A 25,153-nucleotide genomic window follows, 5' to 3' on the forward strand; every position below is an offset into this window, starting at 1 on the left:
CGGCTGGCCACCAGCGCGCCGCCGAGCACCACCGCCGCCAGCCCCAGCCCGACCGGGCCGGCCAGCGCGTAGGACACGGCCGCCGTCGCGACCGAGGTGACGACCCCGCCGCCGCGGCGCACCTGCGCGGGCGCCCCGGCTCGGTCGCGACCGCGGAGAAGGAAGAGGACCACCACGAGCGCCAGTACGAACGGCCCGGTCGACAGCGCCGCACGGTACGGACCGTCGAGCGGGACCGTGAGCACGAGGGTGGACCCGCTTCCGGAGGCGGGCAGGACCCAGCCCTGCTTCCACCCGTCCACCGTCACCGGGCGGGGGTCGGGCAACTCGGTGCCGTCGTCGGAGACCAGCCGGGCGCGCCACGCGGGGGTCACCGACTCCGGCACCACCAGGACGCGCTCCCGCGGGGCGGCGGGCACCTGTAGCTCGCGTCGGGAGGCCTCCCACCGGGACGTCGCGACCGCCCGGGTCGGTTGCAGCTCCCCGCCCAGGACGGGCACGCCCTGCGCGGCCTCCGGATCGACGACGACGAGGCCCACCGTGTCCACCGAGAACGCCTCCCCGGGATCCACCGAGACCTCCACCGGCCCGGCGGGGATCTCGACGGGGTCGTCATCGCACGGTTCGACGGCGATCGCCCGGCCCTCGAGCAGCTCGCGCCGCGTGGTCGACAGGCGGGTGGGCACCGACCGGTCGCCGATGACCAACCGGGGCCCGTCCTGACAGGCCAGGGAGATCGGGTCGCCACCCGCCGCAGGGAGGGCGCCGATCCGGGCACCGGTCGCGTCCTGGATCCACACCTCGGCGATCCCGGCCGGGACCTGCGTCCCATCCGGGGCCCGTACGTCCTCCGCGGCGTCGATCCGGACCGTGACCGTATCGGTGTGGTCCGCGGGGAGCGGGACGACGACGGAGCCGTCCTCCCCGGCCGTGAGGTCGTCGAGGTCGACGCGCGTGGTCTGGAGCCCGGTGTCCACCGTGATGACCCTGGGAGCCGCCGGTGCGTCCGAACGCGGCGCCCACATCCTGAGTGAGCCGACCAGGTGGCGGCCGGGCAACCCCAGCTCCACCGTCGGCGAGGGGACGTCGGGGGCGTACCAGCTGGTCGACCGGTCCCCGTCGACGGCCGCGGAGGGCCCACCGGCGGGATCGGTCACCAGTGACTCCCCCGCCGCCCGGACCTGACGCGCGCGGGTGGTGGGGTCGCCACGCAGCACGTCGTCCAGTGCCGCCCCGGCCCTCGGTCGTACGAGGAGCTGCGGGCGTACCGAGGTCTCGGACGGAACGTCGAGAAGGCGGGCGAAGCGGGCCGGCTCCTCGGGCTCGATGGCGAGTTCCGGGGCACATCGCACCGCGCCGGTCTCCTCCTCCGCGCCGGCCAACCCCTCGATCGGGGCGCCGCCGTGGACGCAGTCGGACCGGCCCCCCAGTTCTTGCCGCAGCAGCCATCCGGAGGGCGCCGCGGAATCGGCGGGTCGGTCCGGTAACGCCACCACCCGCAGTAGAGGGATCTCCTCGCCAGCCGAGCTCAGACCGATGTCCGACACCTCGAAGTAGGTTCCCCGGCCCCCGTCGGCGAAGCCCGTCGCCGTGACCCTCACGGTCTCCGTGGGGCCCGGGGGGAGTCCCACGACGAGCTCGCCACCACCTGCCGGGAACGCGGTGGTGGTACCCGAGTCCGTCCGGATCTGCAGGCTGCTGACCTCGGGTCCGGCCTCGGGGACCGGCACGGTGATCCGGAGCAGGCCCCGGTCGACGGGTTCGGGCAGCGCGATCTCGATCCACTGGCCGAAGGCCGTGCCGTAACCCCCGGACCGCCAGGCGGTGTCCGGGTCTCCGTCGACCGCGGCCGCCACCGACCGGGAGGGCCGCACCGGGCCGACCTGGGCGGAGTCGGACGCCGAGGAGGAGACCCGCACCCGCGCGTCCCACCAGCGGGCCTGCGCCGGTGCCGGCTCGGTGTCGGAGACCGTGGCAGCGTAGTCGGGGACCGCGCCCCGACTACGACGTGGATCGCCCTCGGCCCGGACCGCCGACGAGTGGTGGTCCAGGCGCCCGAAGTCGGTCTCGCGGTCCGCCGGAGAGTCCGTGAGGACGGGCGCGGTCGCCGCGACCGGTCGCGGCCTCGGGAAGGGATCGGAGGCGGGGTCCACCCCCGACTCCCGGGCATCGACCTCCAGCAGTCTCGTCACCCGGGCCGGGGACCCGATCGTGTCCCGCGCGGCCAGCAGGTCGTCGAGCCGCGACAGGGACTCCGGCCCGCCGGCCACCACCGGTAGGTCGCGCACCTCCACGGTGTACGGGGCGGTGGCCGACCGTGGTGGGCCCGGCGACGCGGCATCCGAGCCCAGCCGGGAGTCGACCCGGTAGATCTCGATCGCGGGATAGGCCGGGCGCAGCCCCGAGTCGGGGACCACGGCCACCTCGCCGTCGTCGTCCGTGGCGACCTCAGCCGCCTCGTCACCGACGTCCGCTCCCCCGACCGGTTCCCCGAACTCCGCGACCTTGACCAGCCCCGGGGATCCGTCGATCGCCTGGTGCACCAGGATCGGCCGGGGCGCACCGGAGTCGGCGGCGAGGTCGTTGCGCACCACCAGGTAGCCGATGCCGAGGGAGGCGAGCGTGGCCGCCATCCCCGGGGCGGGGTCGCCGTCCGCGAGGCGGCGCTGGACGGCGTCGAGCGCGCGGATCGCCGGCGCCGGCTGCAGCGGCACCGAGTCCCGGACCGCCCACGGCGTGGTGGCCAGCGGTTGCAGTGGTTCGTCGCGGGTGACGCCCCAGACCTGTCGGCCGAAGGACGAGCCCGGTACCACCAGGGCCCGTGTCGTCGCGGCGGGGTCCATCTCGTGATCGCCACCGTCGACGTCGGTGGCCCCCGGCCGGGCCACCGGCGCGTTCTCCGAGAGCCACCCGGCGGCCTCGGCCCAGTGATCGGGGACCGCGGCATGGGCGCCCGCCGGCGCGAGCCGTCCGAGTAACGCCGGAGCCACCGTGACGGAACCCGCGAGCACCAGGACCATGGCGAGGGCGACCGGGCGGTTCCGCTCGGGGTGCGCCAGCGCGGCCCAGCCGCCGGCGGCCGGCTCCTCATCTCGCGTGCTGCCGGGCCCCTCGCGCGGGCCGGAGAGGAGGACCGACAGCAGGTGGGCGGTGCCGAGCACCAACGGCAGGCGGAGCAGGGGGTCGAACTTGTGGAGGTTGCGCAGTGGCGCGCCGGCGCCGTCGAGGAATGCGCGGAGGGTCTCGGCGAGTCCACCGCCGGCAGGCCCGACCCACGGCGCCGCCATCGCCACCAGTCCGACCGCGGCGATGGTCAGGAGCCGGCCCCTGGCCGGCATCCCCCGGTGGACCAGACCCACCACACCGACGGCCGCCATCACCCCGGTGGCCAGGACGAACACGGGTTCGCTGGTGAGAGCTGCGCCGGCCACCCGGTCCGTGGACACGAACGGGACCCAGGTCGCGGCCCCGCGCAGCACCTCGGTCGCCGACGACCACCGCGTGGTGACCTCAGCCGACTCGATGTAGTCCAGGAACGGGGGGGAGACCCGGCCCAGGAGCACCAGCGGGACCGCCCACCACACGCACGCCGCGACGGACAGGGGCAGCCACCACGCCGCGAGCCGGGCCCATGTCCGTCCGGGTCGGAACATCAGCCACCAGAGGATCGCGGGGAGGCAGGCGATGGCGGTCGCGGCCGCGTTGACCGCCCCCATCATCGCCAGGGCCAGCGCGGCACCGGCCCCGCCCCGTCGCGGGGACAGGCGTCCCTGCAGGACCCGCACCACCGGGAGCAGCACCCACGGGGCCAGTGCGACGGGCCAGATCTCGGAGGAGATCGACCCGAGGTCGCCGAGCATCCGCGGGGCGAGGGCGTAGAGGATCCCGGCCATCACCCGGGTCCGGCGCGTACCGATCCGCAGGGCGGCCGCCACCCGGACCACACCGACGTAGGCGATCGTCAACAGGACAGCCCACCACAGGCGTTGGGTCAGCCAGGCGGGCATCCCGACCAGGTCGAACAGCACGAAGAACGGCCCCTGGGGGAAGAGGTACCCGTACGCCTGGTTCTGGACCTGACCGCCGAACGACAGCCCGGTCCACAGGTGGGTGGCCTGCGCGAGGAAGCGACCCGGGTCCACGACGAGGTCGTACTTGGTGTCGGGGACGACCAGACCCGGGGCCTGCAGGCAGGCAAGGAGGAGAAACGCGAAGAAGGCGACGACCGCGTCGCGCGCGCCTGCACCGAGACGGATCCCGCGGGTCACCTCGGCCGGCGCGGGGAGGGACTAGCGGGCGCCGTACTCGACCTGGCCCAGGAGGGCCTGGTCCGCAGGCGGCTGGGGGACCTCCGGGATGGAGTTCTCGGCCATCGCGGAGCTGGCGCCGAAGGCGACGATGCCGCCGAGGACGATTCCGCCGACTGCGCTGGCGAGCGCTCCGGTACCGAAGCTCATCGAGTTCTCCCTGCGGGTCACGAGAATGGTGTGCACTGGCGGGTGCCGCGAGGCATGCCGATGCCGAAAGGGTATCACCCGGCACACCACGGATCGTGTGGAGTGTCGCCCACAACTACTTACTGGCCGGTAAGTTGGTGTGGGACACGACACCACGTCCCGCCGGAAGGAGTCTCGTGACGACGGGGACGAAACGGATCCCACGCGCGATCCGCGAACAGCAGATGCTGGACTCGGCCATTCGCGTGTTCTCCGATCTCGGCTACCGGTCGGCGTCGATGGACACCATCGCCAAGGACGCCAAGATCTCCAAACCGATGCTGTACCTCTACTACGGCTCCAAGGAGGAACTGTTCTCCGCGTGCGTCACCCGCGAGTCCGGGCGGCTCATCGAGCACCTCACCTCCGCGGCGACCAGCGGCACCGGAGCACGCCACAGTCTGGAGAACGTCGTGGAGGCGTTCCTCGACTACGTGGACGACCACACGGATTCGTGGAACGTCGTGTACCGCCAGGCCGTCGCCGAACCCGCGTTCAGCGAGGAGGTCGAGAAGACCCGTTCCGTCCTGGTGGATCTCACCACCGACCTGCTGGCACAGAACTCGGTGGACGGGCGCAGTCGCGAGGTGCTCGAAGTGGTCGCCACGGCGCTGGTCGGGGCCGGCGAGGCGGTCGCCGACCGCGTCGCGCACCGGTCCACACCCAAATCGGTGGCCGCGGGAGTGGTCGTCGAACTCGCGTGGCGGGGCCTCGCCGGGGATCCCGCCAGATCACTCGCCGTCGAGTCACCCACAACCGAGTCACCCACAACCGCGTCACCCACCACCGCGTCACCCACCACCCCTAAAGAGGAGAAGCCGTGACCACCACGTCCACTGCCACCACCCGCAGCGCATCGCAGGGGGCCAAGACCCTCACCCCGTTGGACCTGGCGGGCGGATTACCCTCCCTCATCTCGGATCTGCCGACCGTTCTGCGTGGTCTCCGGATCGTCCGCACCTCCCGGGGGACCGACAAGCTCTCCATCGGCCGCAGGTTCCAGGAACTGGCGGCCTCACAGCCGGACGCCCCCTTCATGCGGTTCCTCGGCTCCGAGCTCTCCTACGGGGAGACGAACCGACGCGCCAACCGCGTCGCCGAGGTGCTCAAGGCCCGCGGGGTCCGGCGCGGCGACACCGTGGGGATCTGCATGGTCAACCGGCCCGAGGTCATGTTCGCCATCCTCGGTGCCGTCAAGGTGGGCGCCTCGGTGGGCCTGCTCAACCACCACCAGCGTGGTGAGGTCCTGGAACACTCGCAGAAGATCATCGACTCGAAGGTCGTCCTGATGGGCGCGGAGTGCGCCGAGGCCGCCGCGTCCATCCCCCGGGAGAAGTGGCTCGGCGAGTTGATCGCCGTGGGCTCCGAGTCCGACCTCCCCTTCCGGGGCTTCAGCGCCGGCCACCGCCCGGACGAACTCTCCGATCTGACCTGGCTCGAGGACGAGATCGAGGCATTGGGTTCGGACGCCGGCACCACCAACCCGCCGGAGGCCGACGAGACGCTCGGCGACGAGACCGCGTACTACGTGTTCACCTCCGGCACCACGGGTCTGCCCAAGGCCTCGACCATGTCCCACTACCGCTGGAACCGGGCCCTGGCCGGCTTCGGCCTCTCCGGCGTCCGGCTCAAGAAGGACGACGTCCTGCTGTGCCCGCTGCCGATGTACCACAACAACGCGCTCACGGTGGCCCTCGGTTGCGTGCTCGCCGCCGGCGCGTGCCTGGCCGTCGAGGAGCACTTCTCCGCGTCGAAGTTCTGGGATCAGGCCCGCGCCGCCCGCGCCACCGCGGCCATCTACATCGGCGAGATCTGCCGCTACCTGCTCAACCAGGAACCCGGCCCCGGCGACCGCGACCACTCCATCCGGGTGATGACGGGCAACGGATTGCGCCCCGAGATCTGGGAGGAGTTCCAACAGCGCTTCGGCGTGGACCGGATCTGTGAGTTCTACGCCGCCAGCGAGTGCAACATCGCGTTCGTCAACGCCTTCAACGTCGCCAAGACCACCGGCTACTGCCCGATGGACTTCGCGATCGTGGACTACGACCCGGACACCGGAGAGCCCCGCCGTGGCGCGGACGGCCGGCTGACCAAGGTGGGCAAGGGCGGCACCGGGCTGTTGATCAGCGGCATCTCCGACACCCAGCCCTTCGACGGCTACACCGACAAGGAGGCCACGGAGAAGAAGATCATCCGCGACGCCTTCAGCGACGGTGACGCCTGGTTCGTCTCCGGCGACCTCATGATGGACCAGGGCCTCAAGCACGCCTCGTTCGTCGACCGCCTCGGCGACACCTTCCGGTGGAAGGGCGAGAACGTGGCGACCACCGAGGTGGAGGCGGCCGTCAGCGCTCGCCACGAGGTCGACCAGGCCGTGGTCTACGGCGTGCCGGTGCCGGGCGCCGACGGCAAGGCGGGCATGGCCGCCGTGCGGCTGCACGACAAGTCCGACTTCGACGGCGCCGCGCTCGCGGAGCACCTGCGCAGGTCGTTGCCGTCGTACGCGGTTCCGCTGTTCATCCGGCTCTCCAAGGAGCTCGAGGTGACGTCCACCTACAAGAGCCGCAAGACCGAGCTGCGCGAGCAGGCGTTCGACACCTCCCAGTTCGACGACCCGCTCTACGTCCTGTCGTCCGACAAGGGATACATCCCCTTCTACGATGGGGCGGAGAACGACGTCGTCGCCGGCAAGGCCTGAAGCCGGGGGCACCCCGAAGGAGGTCCCGCCGCCGCATGCCGTCTCCCCGCATGCCCGACCGCCGCGTGCCCGACCACCGTCATGTCCGCCGCCGCGCGCGTGGCGGCCGGACCGACCTGTCGCGGCGCGCCCTGTTGATCGGCCTCTCGGTGGGGGCGGGCGGCGCGGCGGGATGGGCGCTGACCTCGGCCCTCGGGGCCGGCGACGCCGCCGAGCCCACGTCCGGCCCCGGCGTCGACTCCGTGGCCGCCCGCCCCTACGTCCCGCCCGAGGGTGCGGTCGGTGTCCTTGAACCGCGCCGCTACTTCTACGGCGAGCCCGGTGACTCCGACGGGCAGACCTTCGGCGATCTCTACCTGCCCGAGTCGGCCAACCCCGCACTGCCGGTGGTGGTGTTGATCCACGGCGGCGGGTGGAGGGACTCGATGGGCCTGGCGTACATGGAGAACCAGGCTCGGGATCTGGCCTCCTTCGACGTGGCGGTGTGGAACATCGAGTATCGCCGGGTCGGCTCGGGCGGCGGATGGCCCACCACGGTCGCGGACGTGTGCAAGGCCGTGGATCACGTGGCGGAGGTGTCCGCACTCGTGGGCGGCCGGCTGGACCTGCGCCGGGTGGTGGTCGCCGGGCACTCCGCCGGCGGGCACCTGGCGCTGTGGGTCGCCGGGCGGGCACGACTACCGTCCTCGCTGCCCGGATCCCGTCCCGTCGTCCCGGTCTCGGGGTGTGTGTCCCTGGCCGGGGTGGCGGATCTGCTGCGCGCGGAACAGGCCGGGGACAGGTACGTCGCCGGGCTCCTCGGCGGCCCCTCCGGCACCCGTCTTCAGCGCTACCGGGACGCCTCGCCCGTGTCCCACCTGCCCACCGGGGTCCCGGTGGTGTGCGTCCACGGTCGTGACGACGAGGTCGTGTCCCCCGAGCAGTCCGAGACCTACGTTCGCCAGGCCCGCCGGGCGGGCGACCCCGCCCGCGTGTCCCTGGTCCCCGGTGGCCACGACCCGTGGGGCGACATCACCGGTCGGGTCTGGCACGACACCCGCGACACGATCCTCGAGATGGCGCGCCGGCAGCCCCGGACCACCGGGTGACGGACGGCCCGCGGCCTGAAGCCCGGGTATTTCGTCCGGATGGCCCGGCGCCCACCCGGTGCCCGGCTCAGGTGGTGTAGTCGGCGTTGATCGAGATGTACTCGCGGGAGAGGTCGCAGCCGTAGACCGTGCAGTCACCGTCGGCGGCGCCGCCCTCGACACCCAGGTCGACCGAGATGGTGACCTCGTCGGCCCGCATGATCTCGGTGAGCCGCTCGAGTTCTGCGTCACCGGGGAATGCGGGATAGGTCTCGAGGTCGCCGAAGACGATGCGCACCCGCTCCGGGTCGATGTCGGTGTCGTCCTGGCACTTTCCGATCGCCATGGCGACGCGGCCCCAGTTGGGGTCCGCCCCGTGGACGGCGGTCTTCACCAGGGGCGAGTTGAGGATCGTCTTGGCCACGCGTTTCGCCTGGGCGCGGTCCCGGGCGCCGGTGACCTCCACGGTGAGGAGCTTGGTGGCGCCCTCGCCGTCCCGGGCGAGCTGGAGGGTGAGGTCCAGGCAGACGGCTTCCAGGGCTCTCCGGAGCTCCACGTCGTCGACCGGACCGGCCACACCACTGGCGAGCGCGATCGCGGTGTCGGAGGTCGAGGTGTCGGTGTCGACGGACAGGCAGTTGAACGTGGCGTCCACCGCGCTCCGGAACGCGGCGTCGAGCGCACCGGGCTCCACGGCGGCGTCGGTGAAGACCACGGCGATCATCGTGGCCATGTCCGGCTCGACCATCCCGACCCCCTTGGCGATGCCCACGACCCGGGCGGTGCCGCCCGTCGTCGTCGTCATGTCCGTTGTCGCCGTCTTCGGGTGGGTGTCGGTCGTCATCATCGCGCTGGCCAGAGCGAGAGCGTCGGCGTCGAACCCGGCCTCGGCCAACGAGTCGAGATGGGCACGCAGGATCGGCATGGGGTAGCGCCGGCCGATCACCCCGGTCGAGGCGATGAGCATCTCCCCCGGCGCCGTACCCACGGCCGCGGCCGCGTGCTCGAGCACCTCGCGCGCATCGGCCATCCCCTGCTCGCCCGTGGCGACGTTGGCGTTCTTGGCCACCACCACCACGCCGCGCGCCCGGCCGCCCGCGGCGTTCTCCCGACTGAGGACCACCGAGGGGCCGGCGAATCGGGACCGGGTGAACACCGCGGACGAGGCCGGGGACGGGCCGTCGTTGACGACGACGAAGACGTCGTCCCCCTCCTCGCGGAGCCCCGCGGCCCCCGCGTGTGCGCGGAAGCCCGCGGGCAGAGGGATCGGTCCGGAGGAAGCGGTCGCGGTGCGGATGGAGTTCACGCCCCCGAGTCTAGGCCCGTCGACCCCGCGCACGGACCGCCGGTTGACGCCCTGTGCGCCGACCCGGGACTAAATGTGAGACAGCTCTCACCTGAGCACTTTCAGTCACTCACTTCCTGTTGGTATGAACGCGGCCTTACCGTCCACCGCGTGGCAAAAGCCCTTGTCAGGTGGGGTTCGGAGTCTTCTCTGGGTAACGTCGGCCGCAGTCGTCCGGATGTACCCACTGAGCGTCCGAACGACGCAGACCACGGCGGTGGAGAGCCCACCGTCGGTACGACGAAAGGATCTCAACCATGATCTCCGACTTCATCAATGGCATCGCCACCGGTTCCGCCGCCGTCAACACCGGTTCGGCTGCCGCCGACTTCGGCTCCGACCTCATCGCCCAGGTCCTCGGCTTCTTCGGCGGCTTCGTCGAGAACTTCGGCTCCTGAGTCGACGCGCCTGACGGCGCATCAGCCCGGGCCGGGTTCGGCCTGGCCCGGGCACCGCGTGTGACCGGCCCCGCCTCGAGCGGGGCCGGTTTCCGCATCTCAGGCGGTAACCTCGATTCCATGCAGCTCGATCTCTCCCGTCACGTCGCCGCCGGCCCCGACGAGGTCTGGGCCGTGCTCACCGACATCCCCTCCGCGCACCGCACCCTCAGCGGGGTCCTGGCGGTCGAGATCCTCACGCCGGGGCCCTATCAGCCCGGGCTGCGATGGCGGGAGACCCGCAGGATGTTCGGCGTGAAGTCCACCGAGGAGATGATGGTCCTCACCGCCGAGCCTCCGCACTCCACCGCGATCGTCTCCGAGAACGGAGGCACCGAGTACAAGACGGTGTTCACCGTGACCCCGGACCCGGACGGCGCCGGGTCGACCCTGCGGATGCGGTTCGGTTCCCACACCGCGCACGCCCCGGCGATCTCCCGGGTCGTGATGGCTCTGATGGGCGGGCTCGCCGAACGAGCGACCCGCAAGGCCATGGAGCAGGATCTGGCGGACATCGCCGCCGAGGCGGAGCGTCGCACCGACTGAGCCGCCCCGGGGGTTCGGCCCGGTCCTCAGGCGTTCATCCCGTGAGAGTCGTGCCCCGATCCCAGAGTTCGGCGACCACCTCGGCGGCCGGCCGATCGGCGTAGGACCCGGCCGCACGCCAGCCCGAGCCGGCCCACAGTGGCGGGACCTCGACGTCACCGGTGTCGGTGGCGGCCTTGCGCACCGGCCCGGTGAGGACGTGAAGGAGAGGGTAGGCCGGCGGAGCGACCGCGTCGAACTCGGCCACGAACCCGTTGACCAGAGCACGTGCGTAGCGCCCGGTGTAGCTGCGCGTCGGCCTCGACTCCGTGAACCGGGGATCGCCTAACGCGGCGCGGTACAGGGCGTTCGTGCCCGCCTCCCGGGTGCGCAGCAGGACCGTCCCCAGTTGGACACCGTCGGCGCCCGCTCCGAGGGCTGCCGCGACGTCCTGCGGGGTGCTGATCCCACCCGCGGCGACGAAGGGGACGTCCGGCAGTTCCGACCGGACGGACCGCACGAGGTCCACTGTCGAGATGGAATCCGGCCGTTCGCCGATGGTCGTGGTCGAGCGGTGACCGCCCGCCTCCGCGGACTGCACCGAGAGCCAGTCGGCGCCCGCCTCCACCGCCCGGCGGGCGTCCTGCACGCCCGCCACGGTGACGACGACCGCGGTGCCCACCTCCTGCAGCGCCTCCACCACGTCGCGACCGGGGATCCCGAAGGTGAACGAGACCACGTCGACCGGGTCGGCGACCAACGCGGCGAGGGTCGCGTCCTGGTCGAAGTCGGTGAAGTCCGGGCTCGGGGCGAGCGCGATCCCGAGGTCCTCGGCGACGGGTCCGATCGCGGTCGCGTAGTTCTCGACGACCCGCGGTCCGCCGGCGGCGGCGAGGGCCGCGTCGGAGTCGTCCCGGTCCACCAGAAAGACGTTGACGCCGAACGGCGCGTCGGTGACCGCCCGCACGCGGGCGATCTCCGCGCGCGTACCGGCGGCGTCGAGGTAACCCGAGCCGAGCATTCCCAGGCCACCCGCCTCGCCGACCGCGGCGATCAGCTCCGGGGTCGTGGGACCCCCGGCCATGGGCGCCCCTATGACGGGCCTGCGGAGGTGGGCGGGCAGCAGGCGGCCACGCCGGTCTGGGCGGTCAGGTCGGTCTGGGCGGTCAGGTCGGTCGCGGAACCGGGGCGGGCGCTCGCTCATGGCTGTGACGGTACGCCCGGCGGGACCGCGCGACGGCGGGTGACCGCGTAGACCACCCCGCCGAGCGCGAAGACGGCGAGTCCGGCCACCACCGAGTGCCAGGGCAGGCTCCCGGCCACCACCGCGCAGCCGATCGCACCGACGACCGGAACCCAGGCCGGCAGACGACGGTGCTCCCGGGGGAGCCGCAGGGCCGCCGCGTTGGCGATGAGGTAGTAGACCAGTACCGCGAACGACGAGAACCCGATCGCCTGGCGCACGTCCGCCACCAGGACGATGCCGGCCACGACCGCGCCCACGCAGATCTCGGCCACGTACGGCGTCCGCGTGGCCGGGTGGACCGCGGCCAACCGCGAGGGCAGGTGCCGGTCGCGGGCCATGGCCATCGTCGTCCGCGAGACCCCGAGGACGCCCCCCAGCAGCGCGCCCAGCGCCGCGATTCCTGCGGCCACCCGCACGATCGGGGCGATCTCGCCGTCGCCGATCCGCTGCGCCGCGTCCAGGACCGGCGCCGGACCCGCCGCCACGCCCCCCACCCCGAGGACGTGGACCGTCGTGGCCAGGACCACCGCGTAGACGACGATGACCACGGAGATCGCGATCACCACCGCCCTGGGGATGGTCCTCTCGGGTTCGCGTACCTCCTCGCCGAGGGTGGCGATGCGTGCGTACCCGGCAAAGGCGAAGAAGCAGAACCCGGCCCCGCCGAGGATCCCGAGCAGCCGCGCGGGCCACGGCTCGTCGTCCACGGACGGCACCGGGGACACCGGAAGTACCGCGCCGGCCGCCCCCGGGCCGATGGTCCAGGCCGCCACCACGAACACCGCGAGGACCGCCACCACCATCGCGACGAGCACCCTGGACGCACCGGCGCTGCGCTGAACCCCGAAGACCGACAGCAGCGTCAGCGCGAGCACCGAGGCGGCCGCCACCACGTGAGCGTGCTCCGGCCACACGTAGAGGCCTGCGGTGAGCGCCATCGCCGCGCAGGAGGCGGTCTTACCCACCACGAACCCCCAGCCCGCCAGGAACCCCGGCAACGGCCCGAGGACCTCGCGCCCGTAGACGTAGGTGCCGCCGGCGGACGGGAACCGGGCGGCCAACCGCGCAGAGGACACCGCGTTGCACGCCGCCACCACCGCCGCGACCGCGAGCGCCGCCCACACCAGCGACCCCGCCCGGGCCGCCGCGGGGGCGAAGGCAACGAAGACCCCCGCGCCGATCATCGCGCCGAGGCCCACCACCACGGCATCGCTCATACCCAGTCGACGGTCGAGTGATGCTGCCATGCGGGCATGGTCGCACCCATTGTTGGCCGCCGGGTGAATTGACCTCGTGCCCCCGCGGTCGGTGGCGGTACAGCGGTTACATTCGACTGGTGCGTACTCTCCGTCGGCTCCGTGTCGCGGTCGTCGTCCCGGTCGGCGGACTCCTCGCCGGACTGGCGCTGGCCGGCTGCGGCACGGCAGGCACTGAGGGCACACCGGGAGCCGGATCCCGGGAGCACCACGCGACGGCCCGACCGTCCGAGCATTCCCGGGCCGCCGCGCCGCCCTGCGAGTCGCCCCTGGACTCCCTGAGCCAGCGGGAGCGGATCGCGCAGTTGTTCACCGTGGGCGTGAGCTCGATGGCCGACGCCCGGCGGGCGGTCGACGAGCACAACATCGGGGGGATCTTCCTCGGCGGGGATGTCGTGGGTGAAGTCGTCTCCGGCGACGGTCTCGCGCGACTTCAGGAGGACTCGGCGCTACCGCTGCTCGTGTCGATCGACGAGGAGGGCGGTCGCGTGTCCCGCATCGCCCCCTATGCCGGGCCGATGCCGTCCGCCCGCGTCATGGCCGCCACCATGAGCCCCGAGGAGGTCCGGTCCGCGGCGCGGGCGCGCGGTGAGTTCCTCCGTGAGATGGGGGTGACCGTCGACTTCGCGCCGTCTGTCGACGTGTCCGACCAGCCGGACTGGGCGGTGATCGGCGACCGGTCGTTCTCACCCGACCCGGCCCGGGTGGTCAGCTACGCCCGCGCGTTCTCCGCGGGGCTCCTCGACGCCGGGGTGACGCCGGTGTTCAAGCACTTCCCCGGGCACGGCCGATCGTCCGGGGACAGCCACCACGAAGCGGTGACCGTGCCCCCGCTGGATCAACTCGTGCCGCACGATCTCCGGCCCTTCTCCGAACTCGCCGAGACCCCCGGCGCGGCGATGATGCTGGGGCACCAGCAGGTGCCGGGCCTCACCGGTGTCGACCGGCCGGCGTCGCTCTCCCCGGCCGCGTACCGACTGCTGCGTGAGGGGCGCGGGTACGGCGCCCCCGCCTTCGACGGCCCGATCTTCACCGACGACCTGTCCGGGATGCGCGCCGTGACGAACGACTTCCCGCTCCCCCGGGCGGTCACCGAATCGCTCATCGCCGGGGCCGATTCACCGCTGTGGATCACCACCGCCGGGATCCCCGAGGCACTCGACGCCGTCGAGCGCGCGCTCGCCGAGGGCGCCCTGCGGAAGGAAGACCTGGACCTCTCGCTCGCCCGGATGGCGACCCTCCGCGGCATCCCGGGGTGCCTGAGCCGGCCGGCGACCGGCCAGCTGACGGAGGCGGGAGCCCTCGCCGGCACCACACCCGGGCTCCCGCCCCGCGCCGACCTGCCCGGACTACCCGAGTCGCCCCCTCAGCCCGGACCGCCGGGCTGAACCCGGCCCCCTGGTGTGATCCCGGGCAGTCCTCCGCTCGACCAGATGCCGGAGGTCCCCCGACGATGCGAGCTCACGAGATGGGTGTCGACGACGCCGATGGCCTCCATCAACGCGAACACCGTCACCGGACCCACGAAGCTGAACCCCCGCCGCTTGAGCTCCCGGGCCAGCGCCTCCGATTCCGGTGATCGGCTGGGGACCTCGCTCATCGTCCTGGGTTCCGGGGTGGTCTCCGGCCGGTACGACCAGATCAACTCGCCCAGACCGCCCTCGGCCCGGAGGGAGATCACGGCGCGCGCATTGCCCACGGCCGCGTCGATCTTGCGACGGTTGCGCACGATCCTCTCGTCCGCCATGAGCCGGGCGACGTCGGCGTCGCCGAACTCCGCGACCGCGTCCGGCGAGAACCCGGCGAACGCCTCCCGGAACGCCGGACGCTTGCGCAGGATCGTCAGCCAACTCAGGCCCGACTGGAACCCCTCCAGGACGAGTCGCTCGAAGAGACCGGCCTCGTCGTGGACCGGCATCCCCCATTCGGTGTCGTAGTATTCCCGCAGCAACGGGTCCCGCGCCGCCCACGGAGGTCGCATCAGTCCGTCCTCGCACCGGACCGCGCCGTCTGCCCGATACACCTGATCTATCGTCATGCTCTCCCCCTACGGAGTCGTGGACCACCCTCCACGGTGGTCATCGTCACCCTAGGAAGCGGCTCCGACAAGACCCCGGCCGCGGAACGATCAGGCCATGGAACGATCCGGCGACGCCGTGATGCGGTTACGCCAGCACCCCGCTGAGCTGCACGATGCGCACCGTCGCCAGGAGCATGAGCGCCACCCCCACGACGAGCGTGAGCATCCGACCGGCCACGCGACCGCGGGCGAGGAATCGGTCGATCCGGCGGGTCGCCGCGGCGACTCCGGACGAGTCGACGCGCGACAACGTGACGATCAGCGCCGTGCTCGGCAGGATCGCGATGACCGCGAAGAACAGGATCTGGAGGAGCTTGGACCACCAGGGGGTCTCGGCGAAGGAGATGAGGACCATGCCCGCAGCGAACGGCGCCGACGTGGCCGACTGGATGACGCCCAGCGAGATGCCGGTGGCCATGATGCCGAAGCGCTGCAATACGGTCTGGGCGAGCGGGGCCTCGACGCTGTCCTCTTTGGCCTCCGCCGGCCTGCGCAGTCCCAACACGGTGATCACCACACCGACCACCCCCATGACCACCATCGCCCAGAGGTTGTAGAACAGGCTGCGCACGAACTCCTGGTTGTTGCCGATCACCCACACCGACACCAGTGAGAGCAGGACGATGCCGCAGAACGCCCCGCCGGTGAACCGGGCGGCACGCGGGGTGAAGCCTCCCCCCCGCCCGGCGGCCGTGAGCCACAGTCCGGCGATCACGGCGAAGGCCAGGAGGTTGACGGAGTCGACTGCCGCGAATCCCAGCAGGCTGAGGTAATACTGCACGACGGCACACACTACCGGCGGAGACCCGGTGGGCCATCCCGGTAGTCGTCGACGTCCTCGTCCCGGCGGGGCTCGTCGTCGTCGCCCTTCATCCGGCCGGGACGGCCGAACACCGGCCGGTCGCGCCGCAGGCGGGTGTCGATCCCCCGCATGCTCCATCCGCGCATGGGGGCCGGGACACGCCACTGCAGACGCCACGCGACCATCCGGAACGTGAAGGTGAACGCGGACAACGCCGCCGCCGCGACCGGGCCCCACGTGTCGGTGGACACGGCCAGCGCGGTCAGCGCGGCACCGGTGGCGGCGGGGATGACGTACAGGTCGGAGCCGTTGAACACGGCCGGGATCTCGTTGGCCACGACATCGCGGAGCAGGCCCCCGCCGACCGCGGTGACCACCCCGAGTAGCAGCGCGGAGGCGACGGGCATCCCGTGGTCGAGCGCCCGGGCGGTACCGAACGTGCAGAACAGCCCCAGCCCGGCGGCGTCGAAGACGATGATCAACGTCCGGACGCGGTGCAGGTGCGCGCCCAGCAGGTACACCACCGCGGAGGCGACGAACGGCGGCACCAGCAGGACCGGCTGGGCCAGGGCCAGCGGCGTGACCCCCAGCATGACGTCACGCATGATGCCCCCGCCGAGCCCGGCCAGCAGGCCCAGGACCAGGCCACCGGTGATGTCGATGTTCTTGCGCGCGGCCAGCAGACTGCCGGACAGGGCGAAGAAGAACACCCCCACGAGGTCGAACCACAGCAGCAGGGTCGAGGACTCCACGACCGGTCCCCTAGACCACCGCGTCCGCGGTGGAGCGGGCGTGGTGGCGCCGCCGCACGGAACGGAACGTCCACAGCTTGTTGACGACGAAGTTGATCGGCATCGTGATGAGGATCGTCAGCAGCTGACCCCAGTACTCCCGGGAGTGGATGCCCGCGTCCTCGTGGAACCACGGCTCCGGAAGGTAGAGCGGCGAGGTGGGGTTGGTGAAGGCCAGCTTGATGAAGATCCCCGCGGCGGCAGCGACCGAACCGACCAACAGGAACGGCCAGAACTCCTGCATGACCGGGGCCTTGTGCCCCTTACCGAACGTCCAGTGCCGGTTGAGCAGGAAGTTGTAGAGGTTGGCCACGAGGAACGCGACGATCCACACCAGGGTGGTGAAGCGGAAGTTGTAGTCCGTCCCCGCGAACGGGAACAGGATGTCCTGCGCGTTCTGGGTGCCGCCGTTGGCCCTGTTCATCAGGACCGTGACGATCATGTTGACGACCATCCCGGATCCGCCCACGATCCCGAACATGAGGAACTGACGGGCGTTTCGTCGATAACGACCTAGTTCGGACGGGGCCGGGTTCACAGCGAGCCAGTCTAGGCCCACGGGAGGAATCTAGTCCGCTCCGTGGCCCTCCGGGACGCGCTCGGACGGATCCTCGATCGGCCCGGGGGCGGTGCCGTCACCGAACGGGCGGCCACCCAACTCATCGCGGTGGTGCGGGGTGAGCAGGCCGGACAGGTCGGGCCCCTTGGGCACGATGCCGGTGGGGTTCACGTCCCGGTGGACGTTGTAGTAGTGCTCCTTGATCTGTGGGAAGTCGCAGGTGTCGCCGAACCCGGGCGTCTGGAACAGGTCGCGGAGGTAGCCCCACAGGGCCGGCATCTCCGTGATCTTGTTGCGGTTGGCCTTGAAGTGACCGTGGTAGACGGCGTCGAACCGCACGAGGGTGGTGAACAGTCGGATGTCCGCGACCGTGATCGTGTCCCCCGCGAGATAGCGGCGGGTCGTCAACCGCTCCTCGAGACGGTCCAGTGAGGCCCAGAGCTCGTCGTAGGCCTCCTCGTAGGCCCTCTGCTCGGCCGCGAACCCGCAGCGGTAGACGCCGTTGTTGACGGTGGGATAGATCCACGAGTCCAACTCGTCGATCTCGTCGCGGTGCTCCTCGGGGTAGAGGTCCGGCGCACCGGCGCGGTGGAAGGCGGACCACTCCGTGAGCAGATCGAAGTTGAGCTTCTGATAGGCGTTGGTCACGACCGACGTGGTGGGGAGGTCGACCAGCGCCGGCACCGTGATGCCGCGCGGGTAGTCGGGGATCCGGTTGAAGTACGCCTCCTGGAGGCGGTGGATGCCCGTGACCGGGTCCTTGCCGTCCGGGTCGAGGTCGAAGACCCAGGAATTGACGTCGTGGGTCGGGCCGGCCAACCCCATGGAGATGGCGTCCTCCAGGCCCATCAGACGCCGGACGATGATCGAGCGGCTGGCCCACGGGCACGCGCGGGCCGCCATGAGGCGGTACCGCCCCGCCTCGACGGGCCACCGCATCTCGCCGACCTTGTCGCCCACCGGGTCCGATCCCGCCGGGAGATCCGCCACCACCCGGTCGTTGATGTAGGTGGCGTCGCGGACGAACTCACCGTCCTCCGAGGCGTTCTTGGCTGCGATGAACTCGGTGTCGTCTGCCATGGGATCTCCTGCGGTCGTCGTCGCGGCAAGTGATTGATGCATCACCAACGTACCTGGTGTCGGAACCACGCGCCACCGGAGCCGGTGTGCCACGCTGACCACATGGACTCCGCTCACGTCGACGACGTGCCCACCCGCTACGCCGAGTTCGCCGAATTCGAGGTCCGCGGCCGCACGCCCGTCTACCTGGCGTGGGCACGGGGAGTGGCCGAGGATCCGGCCACGTGCGAACTCATCGGGAGCCTTCCCCGGATCAAGAGACAGCCCGCGTTGGTCTTCGCCTCCGCGCGGCACGCGGGCGCGCCCGAGACCGAGGACTACGCGGTGTTCCGGGAGTTCGTCCACAACCATTGGCACGAGATCGAACAGATCGCACTCACACACTCGACACAGACCAACGAGGCCAAGCGGTGCGCGGTGCTCCTGCCGTTCCTCTCCCTCATCCCCGGCCCGCTCTCCCTGGTGGAGATGGGCGCCTCCGCCGGCCTGTGCCTGTATCCGGACCGGTACGCCTACCGGTTCTCGCTGGACGGCGGTCCCACCCACGAACTGCGACCACCGGGGTCCGGCACCGGCTCCCCGGTCTCCGGCGCCCCGGTCCTCGACTGCGCCCTGCGCGACGGCGTCCTCCGCCCACGGTCACTGCCCGACGTGGTCCACCGCGGCGGGGTGGACCTGTCCCCGATCGACCCCTCCGACGCCGACTCGAGGGCCTGGCTGCGGAGCCTGATCTGGCCCGGACAGCACGCCGAGCGGGCGCCACGTCTGGAGTCCGCACTCGACATCGCCGCCGCGGACCCGGCGCACATCATCGCCGGCGACCTGGTCGAGAGGCTGGAGGACTCCGTGGCCGCCTGCCCCGCGGGATCCACGCCGGTGGTGTTCCACACCGCGGTACTCGGATACCTCGAACCTCCGGCCCGCGCGGAGTTCGTCCGCCGGGTCTCGGCGCTCGACTGCATCTGGATCTCCGTGGAGGGGGTGACACTACTGCCCGACGTCGCCGAGCAGGTCCCGGAGTCGATCCGACGTCACAAGGGCATCTTCGTCGTCGCCGTCAACGGTCGTCCACTGGCCACGGCGCACGGCCACGGCGACTGGGTCCGCGCACTCGACGTGCCCTGAGTTCGACGCACCCCGGTCAGTCGAACGGCCACTGTCTGCGCATCGGCCGGTCGAGCCCCGGCTCGATGAGGTACTCGGTCCCGAACGCCGCCGCGTAGACCTCCTTCGGCAGGGCCAGCATCATGCCGATGTCGCTGGTCTGACTGGCGTGGCACTGCATCGCGCGCCGCTTGAGCTCCAGTACGTCCGCGGGCAGGTCGATCGCCCACGCGATCTCCGACTGCGGGACCCCGACCGGCAGTCCGTCATCACCGGTGAGGATCATCCGTCGCAGCTCGGCCACGTCCATTCCGCCGGCCGCGAGTGTCTCGAGGAACTCCGCGGCCTCGGGACTGTCGAGCATCTCGAGTTGCGCGTCCTGATTGGTGGTGGCCTCCAGCAATCGCGGTCGACGGGCCGCCACCCCCACCGCGCGGCGGGCGATCCGGTGGACGGCCAGGTGATCGGGGTGCCCGTAGTTCCCGTGGTGGTCGTACCCCACGAGGACGTCGGCGTCCTCCCTGTCGAGGATCCGGGCGAGACGGCCGGCGGCGTGGTCGGTGTCGGCGCTGTGCAGGGACAACGGGTCGTCGTTCTGCGCCCATCCGGTCATGCCCGAGTCGCGGTACCCCAGCCAGTCGATCCGGGCGACGCCCAGGACGTCCGCGGCGGCCCGGGCCTCCCCGCGCCGGTGCTCCACCAGGTCCCCGTCGTCTCCGAGGTGATCAGGTCGCTGACCGTGGTCGCCGTCCGTGGCGAAGACCGTGACGACGCGATGGCCACCGCGCGCGGCGACGGCCATCATCCCGGCGGTCTGGGACGTCTCGTCGTCGGGGTGGGCGTGGAGGAAGACGATGGTCGACACCCGGACATTCTGCCCTGCCCGCCGGCCGGGTGTGCGCCCGGAATGGACCGAACCCGACGCGCATCCCCTCTCGTCTCGTGCGATCCGGGCGCGCACGCCGAAGAGGACACGCGGACCCGGCGGTGGCGCCCTACTTCTCCCGGACGACCGTTCCGTCGTCCTGGAGGCGAAGCAGCGGGTAGATGCCGTTCTCGTCGTGGTTCTCGTCGCCGACGACCGGCGGGTTGAAGACGCAGAGCATCTGCATCTCCTCCTCCACGATCACCTGGTGCTTCTCGTGACCGTCCAGGAGGTACATCGACCCCGCCTCGAGGGGGTACTCCTCGCCGTTGGTGAGGTCCCGCAGCGTGCCCTTACCCCGGGTCAGCCAGACGGCCTCGATGTGGTTGGCGTAGTGGAAGTCGTTGGTCGTGCCGGCGGCGATGGTGGTCTCGTGGAACGAGAATCCCACCCGGTCGTCGGCCAGGACGATGCGCTTGGACTCCCAGTTGCCGTTGTTGCCCTTGATGTGGCGCTCGGTGTCGGTGATGCCTGCGGTCGTGCGAACGATCATGAGGTGCCTCCTCGGGGAAGGGGGATGGTCTGGATGCGCTCAGACGTACTGCTGCGCCAGGACGTGGTCGACGGCCTCGTAACAGATCTCGATGCCGCGGTCGCGCTCCTCATCGGTCAGGGTGAGCGGCGCGAGAAACTTGACCACCTCGTCGCTCGGGCCGGCGGTCTCGACGAGCAGGTGATTGTCGAAGCACCGGGCCATGACCTGGCCGGCGAGATCCGCGTCCTGGAGGAAGGCGATGCCGAAGGCCATACCGCGTCCACGCAGCTCGAGCTTGCCCTCGTACTTGTAGACCAGCGGGGAGAAGCGTTCGCGCAGGATCCGGCCGTTCTCGAGCGTGCGGTTCTGCAGATGATCGTCCGACCAGTACTTGCGCAGCGCGACGTCTGCGGTGACGAACGCCATGTTGTTGCCGCGGAAGGTCCCGTTGTGCTCGCCGGGGGTCCACTCGTCGAGGTCGCGACGGAAGAGGGTCAGTGCGAGCGGGAGCCCGTACCCGCCGATGGACTTCGACAGGGTGACGATGTCCGGCTTGATCCCCGCGAACTCGAACGAGAAGAACTCACCGGTCCGTCCGCACCCCATCTGGACGTCGTCCACGATGAGCAGGATGTCGTGGCGGACACAGAGCTCGTTGAGCGCCTGCAACCACTCGGCGCGCGCGGCGTTGATGCCGCCCTCACCCTGCACACACTCGACGATCACGGCCGCCGGGCGGTTCATGCCCGAGCCGGAGTCGACCAGGACGCGCTCCATCCATTGGAAGTCCTCGGTCACGCCGCCGAAGTAGTTGTCGTACGGCATCGGCGTGGCGTGGACCAGCGGGATCCCGGCACCGGCGCGCTTCATGGAGTTACCCGTGACGGACAGCGACCCGAGGGTCATGCCGTGGAACGAGTTGGTGAAGTTGATGATGGCCTCACGCCCGGTGACCTTACGGGCCAGCTTGAGCGCCGATTCGACGGCGTTGGTCCCGGTCGGCCCGGGGAACATGACCTTGTAGTCGAGTCCCCGCGGCTCGAGGATCGTCGAGGAGAAGGTCTCGAGGAAGGCGCGCTTGGCGACCGTGTACTTGTCGAGCGAATGCGTGACGCCGTCGCGCTGGATGTACTCCAGGAGAGCGGCCTTCATGTCGTCGTCGTTGTGGCCGTAGTTCAGCGCGCCGGCACCACCGAAGAAGTCGAGGTACTCCTCGCCCTCCACCGTGGTGAGCGTCGTGCCCTTGGCGGTGTCGAACACCACCGGCCAGTTGCGGGAGTAGCTGCGCACCTCGGACTCGCGGTCCGAGAAGATGTCCGTGTTGGAGCTCGTGTCGTGCGTGGACTCGGTCATGGTCTTCTGATCACTCCAATGAAGAGAAAGGGCGGGCAGCGGTGGCGGGCCGGACGGCCCGTGCGCCGACGGCTAGGAAATCGTGTAGAGGTCTTCTCGCTCGTGACCCTCCCCGAGCAGCTCGGAGCTCAGGTAGTCCTCGCTGGACAGCGTCATGCCCCGGTCACGCGCGACCGCGCCGAACGTGCGCTGGGACGCCTCGTTGTCCGGGCTGATAGTGGTGCGCAACCGCACGACACCTCGCTCGGCCAACCGGTCCATCAGGCTGTGGAGCAGCCGCGCGGCCAGACCCTTGCCTCGCTGGTCCGCGTCCACGCCCACCTGCCAGACGAAGATCGTGTCCGGCTCCGAGGGTCGCAGGAAGCCGGTGACGAAGCCGACCACGCGGCCTTCCACCTCGACCACCACCGAACTCTCGGAGAACTCCGCTCCCCACAGCACGTAGGCATAGGAGGAGTTCAGGTCGAGTACTCCGCTGTCGCGGGCGATCTCCCACATGCGATTCCCATCAGCCGCAGTGGGCGGACGGAACATCGCGTCGGACGAATCAGGGTTACGGGGTGCTTCTCGTTCTCCTGGGTTCATAGGTATGACCCACCGTAGTGACGGCGACCGGTTGCTGCATCGTGGTTCGCCGGATCGTTACCTGATTGACGGGCGAGTCCGCAGGTGGTCAGCCCGCAGTGATGTCGGTCACCCGGTGTGGGCCCTCCGAGAGGTCGGCACTCTTCCGTCCCGGCCACGCACCTGGGAGGATATCGTCATGGACGACAACCCGATCACAGAATTCGACGAGGGCCGGTCGCTCGAACTCCTGGCGACAGAGTCGCTCGGCCGTCTGGTCACCGTCACGGGCGGGCGGGCCGACATCTATCCCGTCAACTACGCGCTGTCGACGGAGGGCACCCTCTTCTTCCGCACCGCCGAGGGCAGCAAGCTCGCCGGCCTCACCATCCACCCCGACGTGCTGTTCCAGGTGGACCACATCGAGGACCGGGAGGCGTGGTCGGTGGTCGTCCGGGGGCAGGCCCGGCGGCTGGACGGCTTCGAGGAGATCAACCGCGCCGAGGAACTCGACCTCAAGCCGTGGATCCCCACGCTCAAGTACAACTTCGTGGAGATCACACCCGAGCACGTCTCGGGCCGCGGTTTCCTCTTCGGCGACGAGCCGGAGCGGTACGCCGGTTAGACGCGGGCCCCGGTCGGGCCCCGGACCCCACTGGCCGGATCAGCCGGTCGGATCAGTCGGCGGCCGGGTCGTCCAGTTCCGCCCACAGGCGCCTGACCCGGGCGTCGATGTCGTCGCGGATCAGCGCCATCCGTTCCGGCCCGTCGATTCCCCGCTCGGCGGGCTCGTCGGTGTCCCAGACCTCGATGGCCGCGCGCATCCCGTCGACCGGATCGAGGCGGGCGGCAGTGCCGAGCACGACCACGCGGTCGGCTCGGCGCAGGACGTCGTCGTCCACCGGCTCGGCGACCGCCCCCGACATGTCGGCGCCGATCTCGGCGAGGGAGGCGACCGACTCGGCGTTGGGGGGCTCGCCCAGGGCGGGCCGCGTCCCGGCCGAGTGGATCTCGACGGCGTCCCCTGCGACCCGGCGCAGCAGCGCCTCGGCCATCTGGGACTTACCGCGGTTGGACTTGCAGACGAACAGGACGGTGGGCCGAGGAGTCTGCCGATCGCTCACCGGGGGCCCTCCCCTGAGCTGCGGACGGTGCCGGACGGCGCCTGACGCAGCGCGGTGGGCACGGTGGGATCGTCCTTGAACAGGCGCTTACCGGCCCAGAGACTCACGTAGACGAGCCCGATCAGGACCGGGACCTCGATCAGCGGCCCGACCACGCCCGCGAGTGCCTGGCCGGAGGTCACGCCCCAGGTCCCGATGCTCACGGCGATCGCCAGTTCGAAGTTGTTGCCCGCGGCGGTGAACGCGACCGCGGTGGACTTGGCGTAGTTCAGGCCCGACGCCCGCGCCGCGAGCAGGCTGCCGCCGAACATGAGCACGAAGTACGCGAGCAGCGGCAGGGCGATCCGAGCCACGTCGAGCGGGTTGGCCATGATCGCGTCGCCCTGGAACGCGAAGAGCACGACGATGGTGAACAGCAGCCCGTAGAGCGCCCACGGGCCGATCTTCGGCAGGAACGTCTCCTCGTACCACTCGCGACCCCTGACCTTCTCGCCGTAGTACCTGGTGAGGAACCCCGCGACGAGGGGTATGCCGAGGAAGACCAGTACGCTCAGCGCGATCGCCCACACCGAGAACTGTGCGGTCGTGGTCTCCAGCCCGAGCCATCCGGGGAGGACCTGGAGGTAGAACCAGCCGAGGCCGGCGAACGCGATGACCTGGAACACCGAGTTGAGCGCCACGAGGACGGCGGCGGCCTCCCGGTCCCCGCAGGCGAGGTCGTTCCAGATGAAGACCATGGCGATACACCGGGCCAGGCCGACGATGATGAGCCCCGTCCGGTACTCGGGCAGGTCGGGCAGCATGAGCCAGGCCAGGGTGAACATCAGCGCGGGTCCGACCAGCCAGTTGAGCGCGAGCGAGAGGACGAGGAGCCTGCGGTCCCCTGTGACCCGGTGGGTCTCGTCGTAACGGACCTTCGCCAGGACGGGGTACATCATGATGAGCAGTCCGAGCGCGATGGGCAGGGAGACATCCGCCACCTTGACGCTCTCGAGCACCCCGGCGATACCGGGGACGGTCCGACCGAGCAGGAGCCCCGCCGCCATGGCCAGGAGTATCCACACCGCGAGGTAGCGGTCGAGGAAGGACAGTCTGGCGGCGACGTGCTCGCCGGGATCGGCCGGGGCCGAGACCTGGGTGCTCATGCCGTCGACCCTATGGGATTCATCGACGGTGGTCAATGTGTCCTACCGCGGCGGCACACCGGCCGGGTACCCTTCGGT

23 protein-coding genes and 1 pseudogene are annotated in these 25,153 nt (G+C 70.9%); 8 read left to right on the forward strand and 16 right to left on the reverse strand.

The genetic code is table 11. The features are described 5' to 3' along the window. Positions 1 to 2,003 precede the first annotated feature (2,003 nt). Positions 2,004 to 4,268, reverse strand: a pseudogene (locus CT688_RS17850) (DUF3367 domain-containing protein); the annotation flags it as partial. Between the two features lie 21 nt (positions 4,269 to 4,289). Further along, complete coding sequence (locus CT688_RS14935) at positions 4,290 to 4,478, reverse strand: DUF2613 domain-containing protein (RefSeq protein WP_231750375.1); 189 nt, start codon at positions 4,476 to 4,478, stop codon at positions 4,290 to 4,292. A gap of 155 nt (positions 4,479 to 4,633) precedes the next feature. Between CT688_RS14935 and CT688_RS14940 the strand changes: the two genes are divergently transcribed. From CT688_RS14940 to CT688_RS14950, 3 genes are read left to right on the forward strand one after another with little or no spacing between them, the layout of a single operon-like run. After that, a complete protein-coding gene (locus CT688_RS14940) occupies positions 4,634 to 5,320 on the forward strand; it encodes a TetR/AcrR family transcriptional regulator (protein ID WP_231750376.1) in 687 nt (228 codons plus the stop codon). Beyond that, positions 5,317 to 7,197, forward strand: coding sequence for a long-chain-acyl-CoA synthetase (locus tag CT688_RS14945; RefSeq protein ID WP_107757529.1), 1,881 nt, complete (start codon positions 5,317 to 5,319; stop codon positions 7,195 to 7,197). Before CT688_RS14940 ends, CT688_RS14945 begins: the two co-directional genes overlap by 4 nt. Positions 7,198 to 7,232: 35 nt before the next feature. After that, a complete protein-coding gene (locus CT688_RS14950) occupies positions 7,233 to 8,285 on the forward strand; it encodes an alpha/beta hydrolase (RefSeq protein ID WP_231750377.1) in 1,053 nt (350 codons plus the stop codon). Positions 8,286 to 8,352: 67 nt separating this feature from the next. On the opposite strand, the gene argJ is transcribed toward CT688_RS14950, so the two are convergent. Further along, positions 8,353 to 9,570 carry a bifunctional glutamate N-acetyltransferase/amino-acid acetyltransferase ArgJ gene (argJ, locus tag CT688_RS14955; protein ID WP_231750378.1) on the reverse strand — a complete coding sequence of 406 codons (1,218 nt, stop codon included), beginning with the start codon at positions 9,568 to 9,570 and terminating at the stop codon, positions 8,353 to 8,355. A gap of 296 nt (positions 9,571 to 9,866) precedes the next feature. On the opposite strand from argJ, the gene CT688_RS17565 reads away from it, so the two are divergent. Next, entirely contained in the window at positions 9,867 to 10,007 is a 141-nt protein-coding gene (locus CT688_RS17565; protein ID WP_178088265.1) for a hypothetical protein, read from the forward strand. Positions 10,008 to 10,127: 120 nt separating this feature from the next. Then, positions 10,128 to 10,592: an SRPBCC family protein gene (locus tag CT688_RS14960; protein ID WP_107758243.1), complete on the forward strand. Its 465-nt coding sequence runs from the start codon at positions 10,128 to 10,130 to the stop codon at positions 10,590 to 10,592. Positions 10,593 to 10,626: 34 nt separating this feature from the next. Here CT688_RS14960 and CT688_RS14965 read toward each other — a convergent pair whose 3' ends face one another. Then, positions 10,627 to 11,775, reverse strand: a complete 1,149-nt coding sequence (locus tag CT688_RS14965) for a nitronate monooxygenase family protein (protein ID WP_107757531.1) — start codon at positions 11,773 to 11,775, stop codon at positions 10,627 to 10,629. Then, positions 11,772 to 13,064 (reverse strand): APC family permease, encoded by a 1,293-nt coding sequence (locus CT688_RS14970; protein ID WP_107757532.1) that lies wholly within the window; start codon positions 13,062 to 13,064, stop codon positions 11,772 to 11,774. The genes CT688_RS14965 and CT688_RS14970 overlap by 4 nt, the downstream gene beginning before the upstream one ends. 89 nt (positions 13,065 to 13,153) lie before the next feature. Between CT688_RS14970 and CT688_RS14975 the strand changes: the two genes are divergently transcribed. Beyond that, entirely contained in the window at positions 13,154 to 14,461 is a 1,308-nt protein-coding gene (locus tag CT688_RS14975; protein WP_231750380.1) for a glycoside hydrolase family 3 N-terminal domain-containing protein, read from the forward strand. On the opposite strand, the gene CT688_RS14980 is transcribed toward CT688_RS14975, so the two are convergent. The 5 genes from CT688_RS14980 to CT688_RS15000 form a co-directional block, all read right to left on the reverse strand. Further along, positions 14,440 to 15,111: a DNA-3-methyladenine glycosylase I gene (locus CT688_RS14980; protein WP_107757533.1), complete on the reverse strand. Its 672-nt coding sequence runs from the start codon at positions 15,109 to 15,111 to the stop codon at positions 14,440 to 14,442. The genes CT688_RS14975 and CT688_RS14980 overlap by 22 nt on opposite strands. A gap of 127 nt (positions 15,112 to 15,238) precedes the next feature. Beyond that, entirely contained in the window at positions 15,239 to 15,934 is a 696-nt protein-coding gene (locus CT688_RS14985) for a hypothetical protein (RefSeq protein ID WP_107758245.1), read from the reverse strand. A gap of 11 nt (positions 15,935 to 15,945) precedes the next feature. After that, positions 15,946 to 16,707 (reverse strand): trimeric intracellular cation channel family protein, encoded by a 762-nt coding sequence (locus tag CT688_RS14990; RefSeq protein ID WP_107757534.1) that lies wholly within the window; start codon positions 16,705 to 16,707, stop codon positions 15,946 to 15,948. A gap of 10 nt (positions 16,708 to 16,717) precedes the next feature. After that, positions 16,718 to 17,284, reverse strand: coding sequence for a GtrA family protein (locus tag CT688_RS14995; RefSeq protein WP_231750381.1), 567 nt, complete (start codon positions 17,282 to 17,284; stop codon positions 16,718 to 16,720). A gap of 30 nt (positions 17,285 to 17,314) precedes the next feature. Further along, positions 17,315 to 18,385 carry a glutathione S-transferase family protein gene (locus tag CT688_RS15000; protein ID WP_107757536.1) on the reverse strand — a complete coding sequence of 357 codons (1,071 nt, stop codon included), beginning with the start codon at positions 18,383 to 18,385 and terminating at the stop codon, positions 17,315 to 17,317. Positions 18,386 to 18,487: 102 nt separating this feature from the next. On the opposite strand from CT688_RS15000, the gene CT688_RS15005 reads away from it, so the two are divergent. Continuing rightward, positions 18,488 to 19,510: a DUF2332 domain-containing protein gene (locus CT688_RS15005; protein WP_107757537.1), complete on the forward strand. Its 1,023-nt coding sequence runs from the start codon at positions 18,488 to 18,490 to the stop codon at positions 19,508 to 19,510. A gap of 16 nt (positions 19,511 to 19,526) precedes the next feature. On the opposite strand, the gene CT688_RS15010 is transcribed toward CT688_RS15005, so the two are convergent. The 4 genes from CT688_RS15010 to ectA form a co-directional block, all read right to left on the reverse strand. Further along, positions 19,527 to 20,354 (reverse strand): PIG-L deacetylase family protein, encoded by an 828-nt coding sequence (locus tag CT688_RS15010; protein WP_107757538.1) that lies wholly within the window; start codon positions 20,352 to 20,354, stop codon positions 19,527 to 19,529. 130 nt (positions 20,355 to 20,484) lie between these two features. After that, positions 20,485 to 20,907 (reverse strand): ectoine synthase, encoded by a 423-nt coding sequence (locus CT688_RS15015; protein ID WP_017835758.1) that lies wholly within the window; start codon positions 20,905 to 20,907, stop codon positions 20,485 to 20,487. Positions 20,908 to 20,946: 39 nt separating this feature from the next. Then, the gene (ectB, locus tag CT688_RS15020; protein ID WP_182613228.1) at positions 20,947 to 22,242 is read right to left on the reverse strand and encodes a diaminobutyrate--2-oxoglutarate transaminase; all 1,296 of its coding nucleotides are present in this window, start codon (positions 22,240 to 22,242) and stop codon (positions 20,947 to 20,949) included. 72 nt (positions 22,243 to 22,314) lie between these two features. Then, complete coding sequence (gene ectA / locus CT688_RS17855; protein WP_031264540.1) at positions 22,315 to 22,827, reverse strand: diaminobutyrate acetyltransferase; 513 nt, start codon at positions 22,825 to 22,827, stop codon at positions 22,315 to 22,317. Between the two features lie 178 nt (positions 22,828 to 23,005). Here ectA and CT688_RS15025 point away from each other — a divergent pair, with 178 nt between their 5' ends. Beyond that, positions 23,006 to 23,431 carry a pyridoxamine 5'-phosphate oxidase family protein gene (locus CT688_RS15025; protein WP_107757539.1) on the forward strand — a complete coding sequence of 142 codons (426 nt, stop codon included), beginning with the start codon at positions 23,006 to 23,008 and terminating at the stop codon, positions 23,429 to 23,431. A gap of 52 nt (positions 23,432 to 23,483) precedes the next feature. Here CT688_RS15025 and CT688_RS15030 read toward each other — a convergent pair whose 3' ends face one another. Together CT688_RS15030 and arsB are read right to left on the reverse strand one after the other, a co-directional pair. Beyond that, entirely contained in the window at positions 23,484 to 23,930 is a 447-nt protein-coding gene (locus CT688_RS15030; RefSeq protein ID WP_107757540.1) for a low molecular weight phosphatase family protein, read from the reverse strand. Further along, on the reverse strand, positions 23,927 to 25,075 hold the full coding sequence (gene arsB, locus CT688_RS15035; RefSeq protein WP_107758246.1) for an ACR3 family arsenite efflux transporter: 1,149 nt from the start codon (positions 25,073 to 25,075) through the stop codon (positions 23,927 to 23,929). Before arsB ends, CT688_RS15030 begins: the two co-directional genes overlap by 4 nt. Positions 25,076 to 25,153 lie beyond the last annotated feature (78 nt).

Origin of the sequence: Dietzia sp. JS16-p6b, assembly GCF_003052165.1 — a bacterium.
Classification (GTDB): Bacteria; Actinomycetota; Actinomycetes; order Mycobacteriales; family Mycobacteriaceae; genus Dietzia.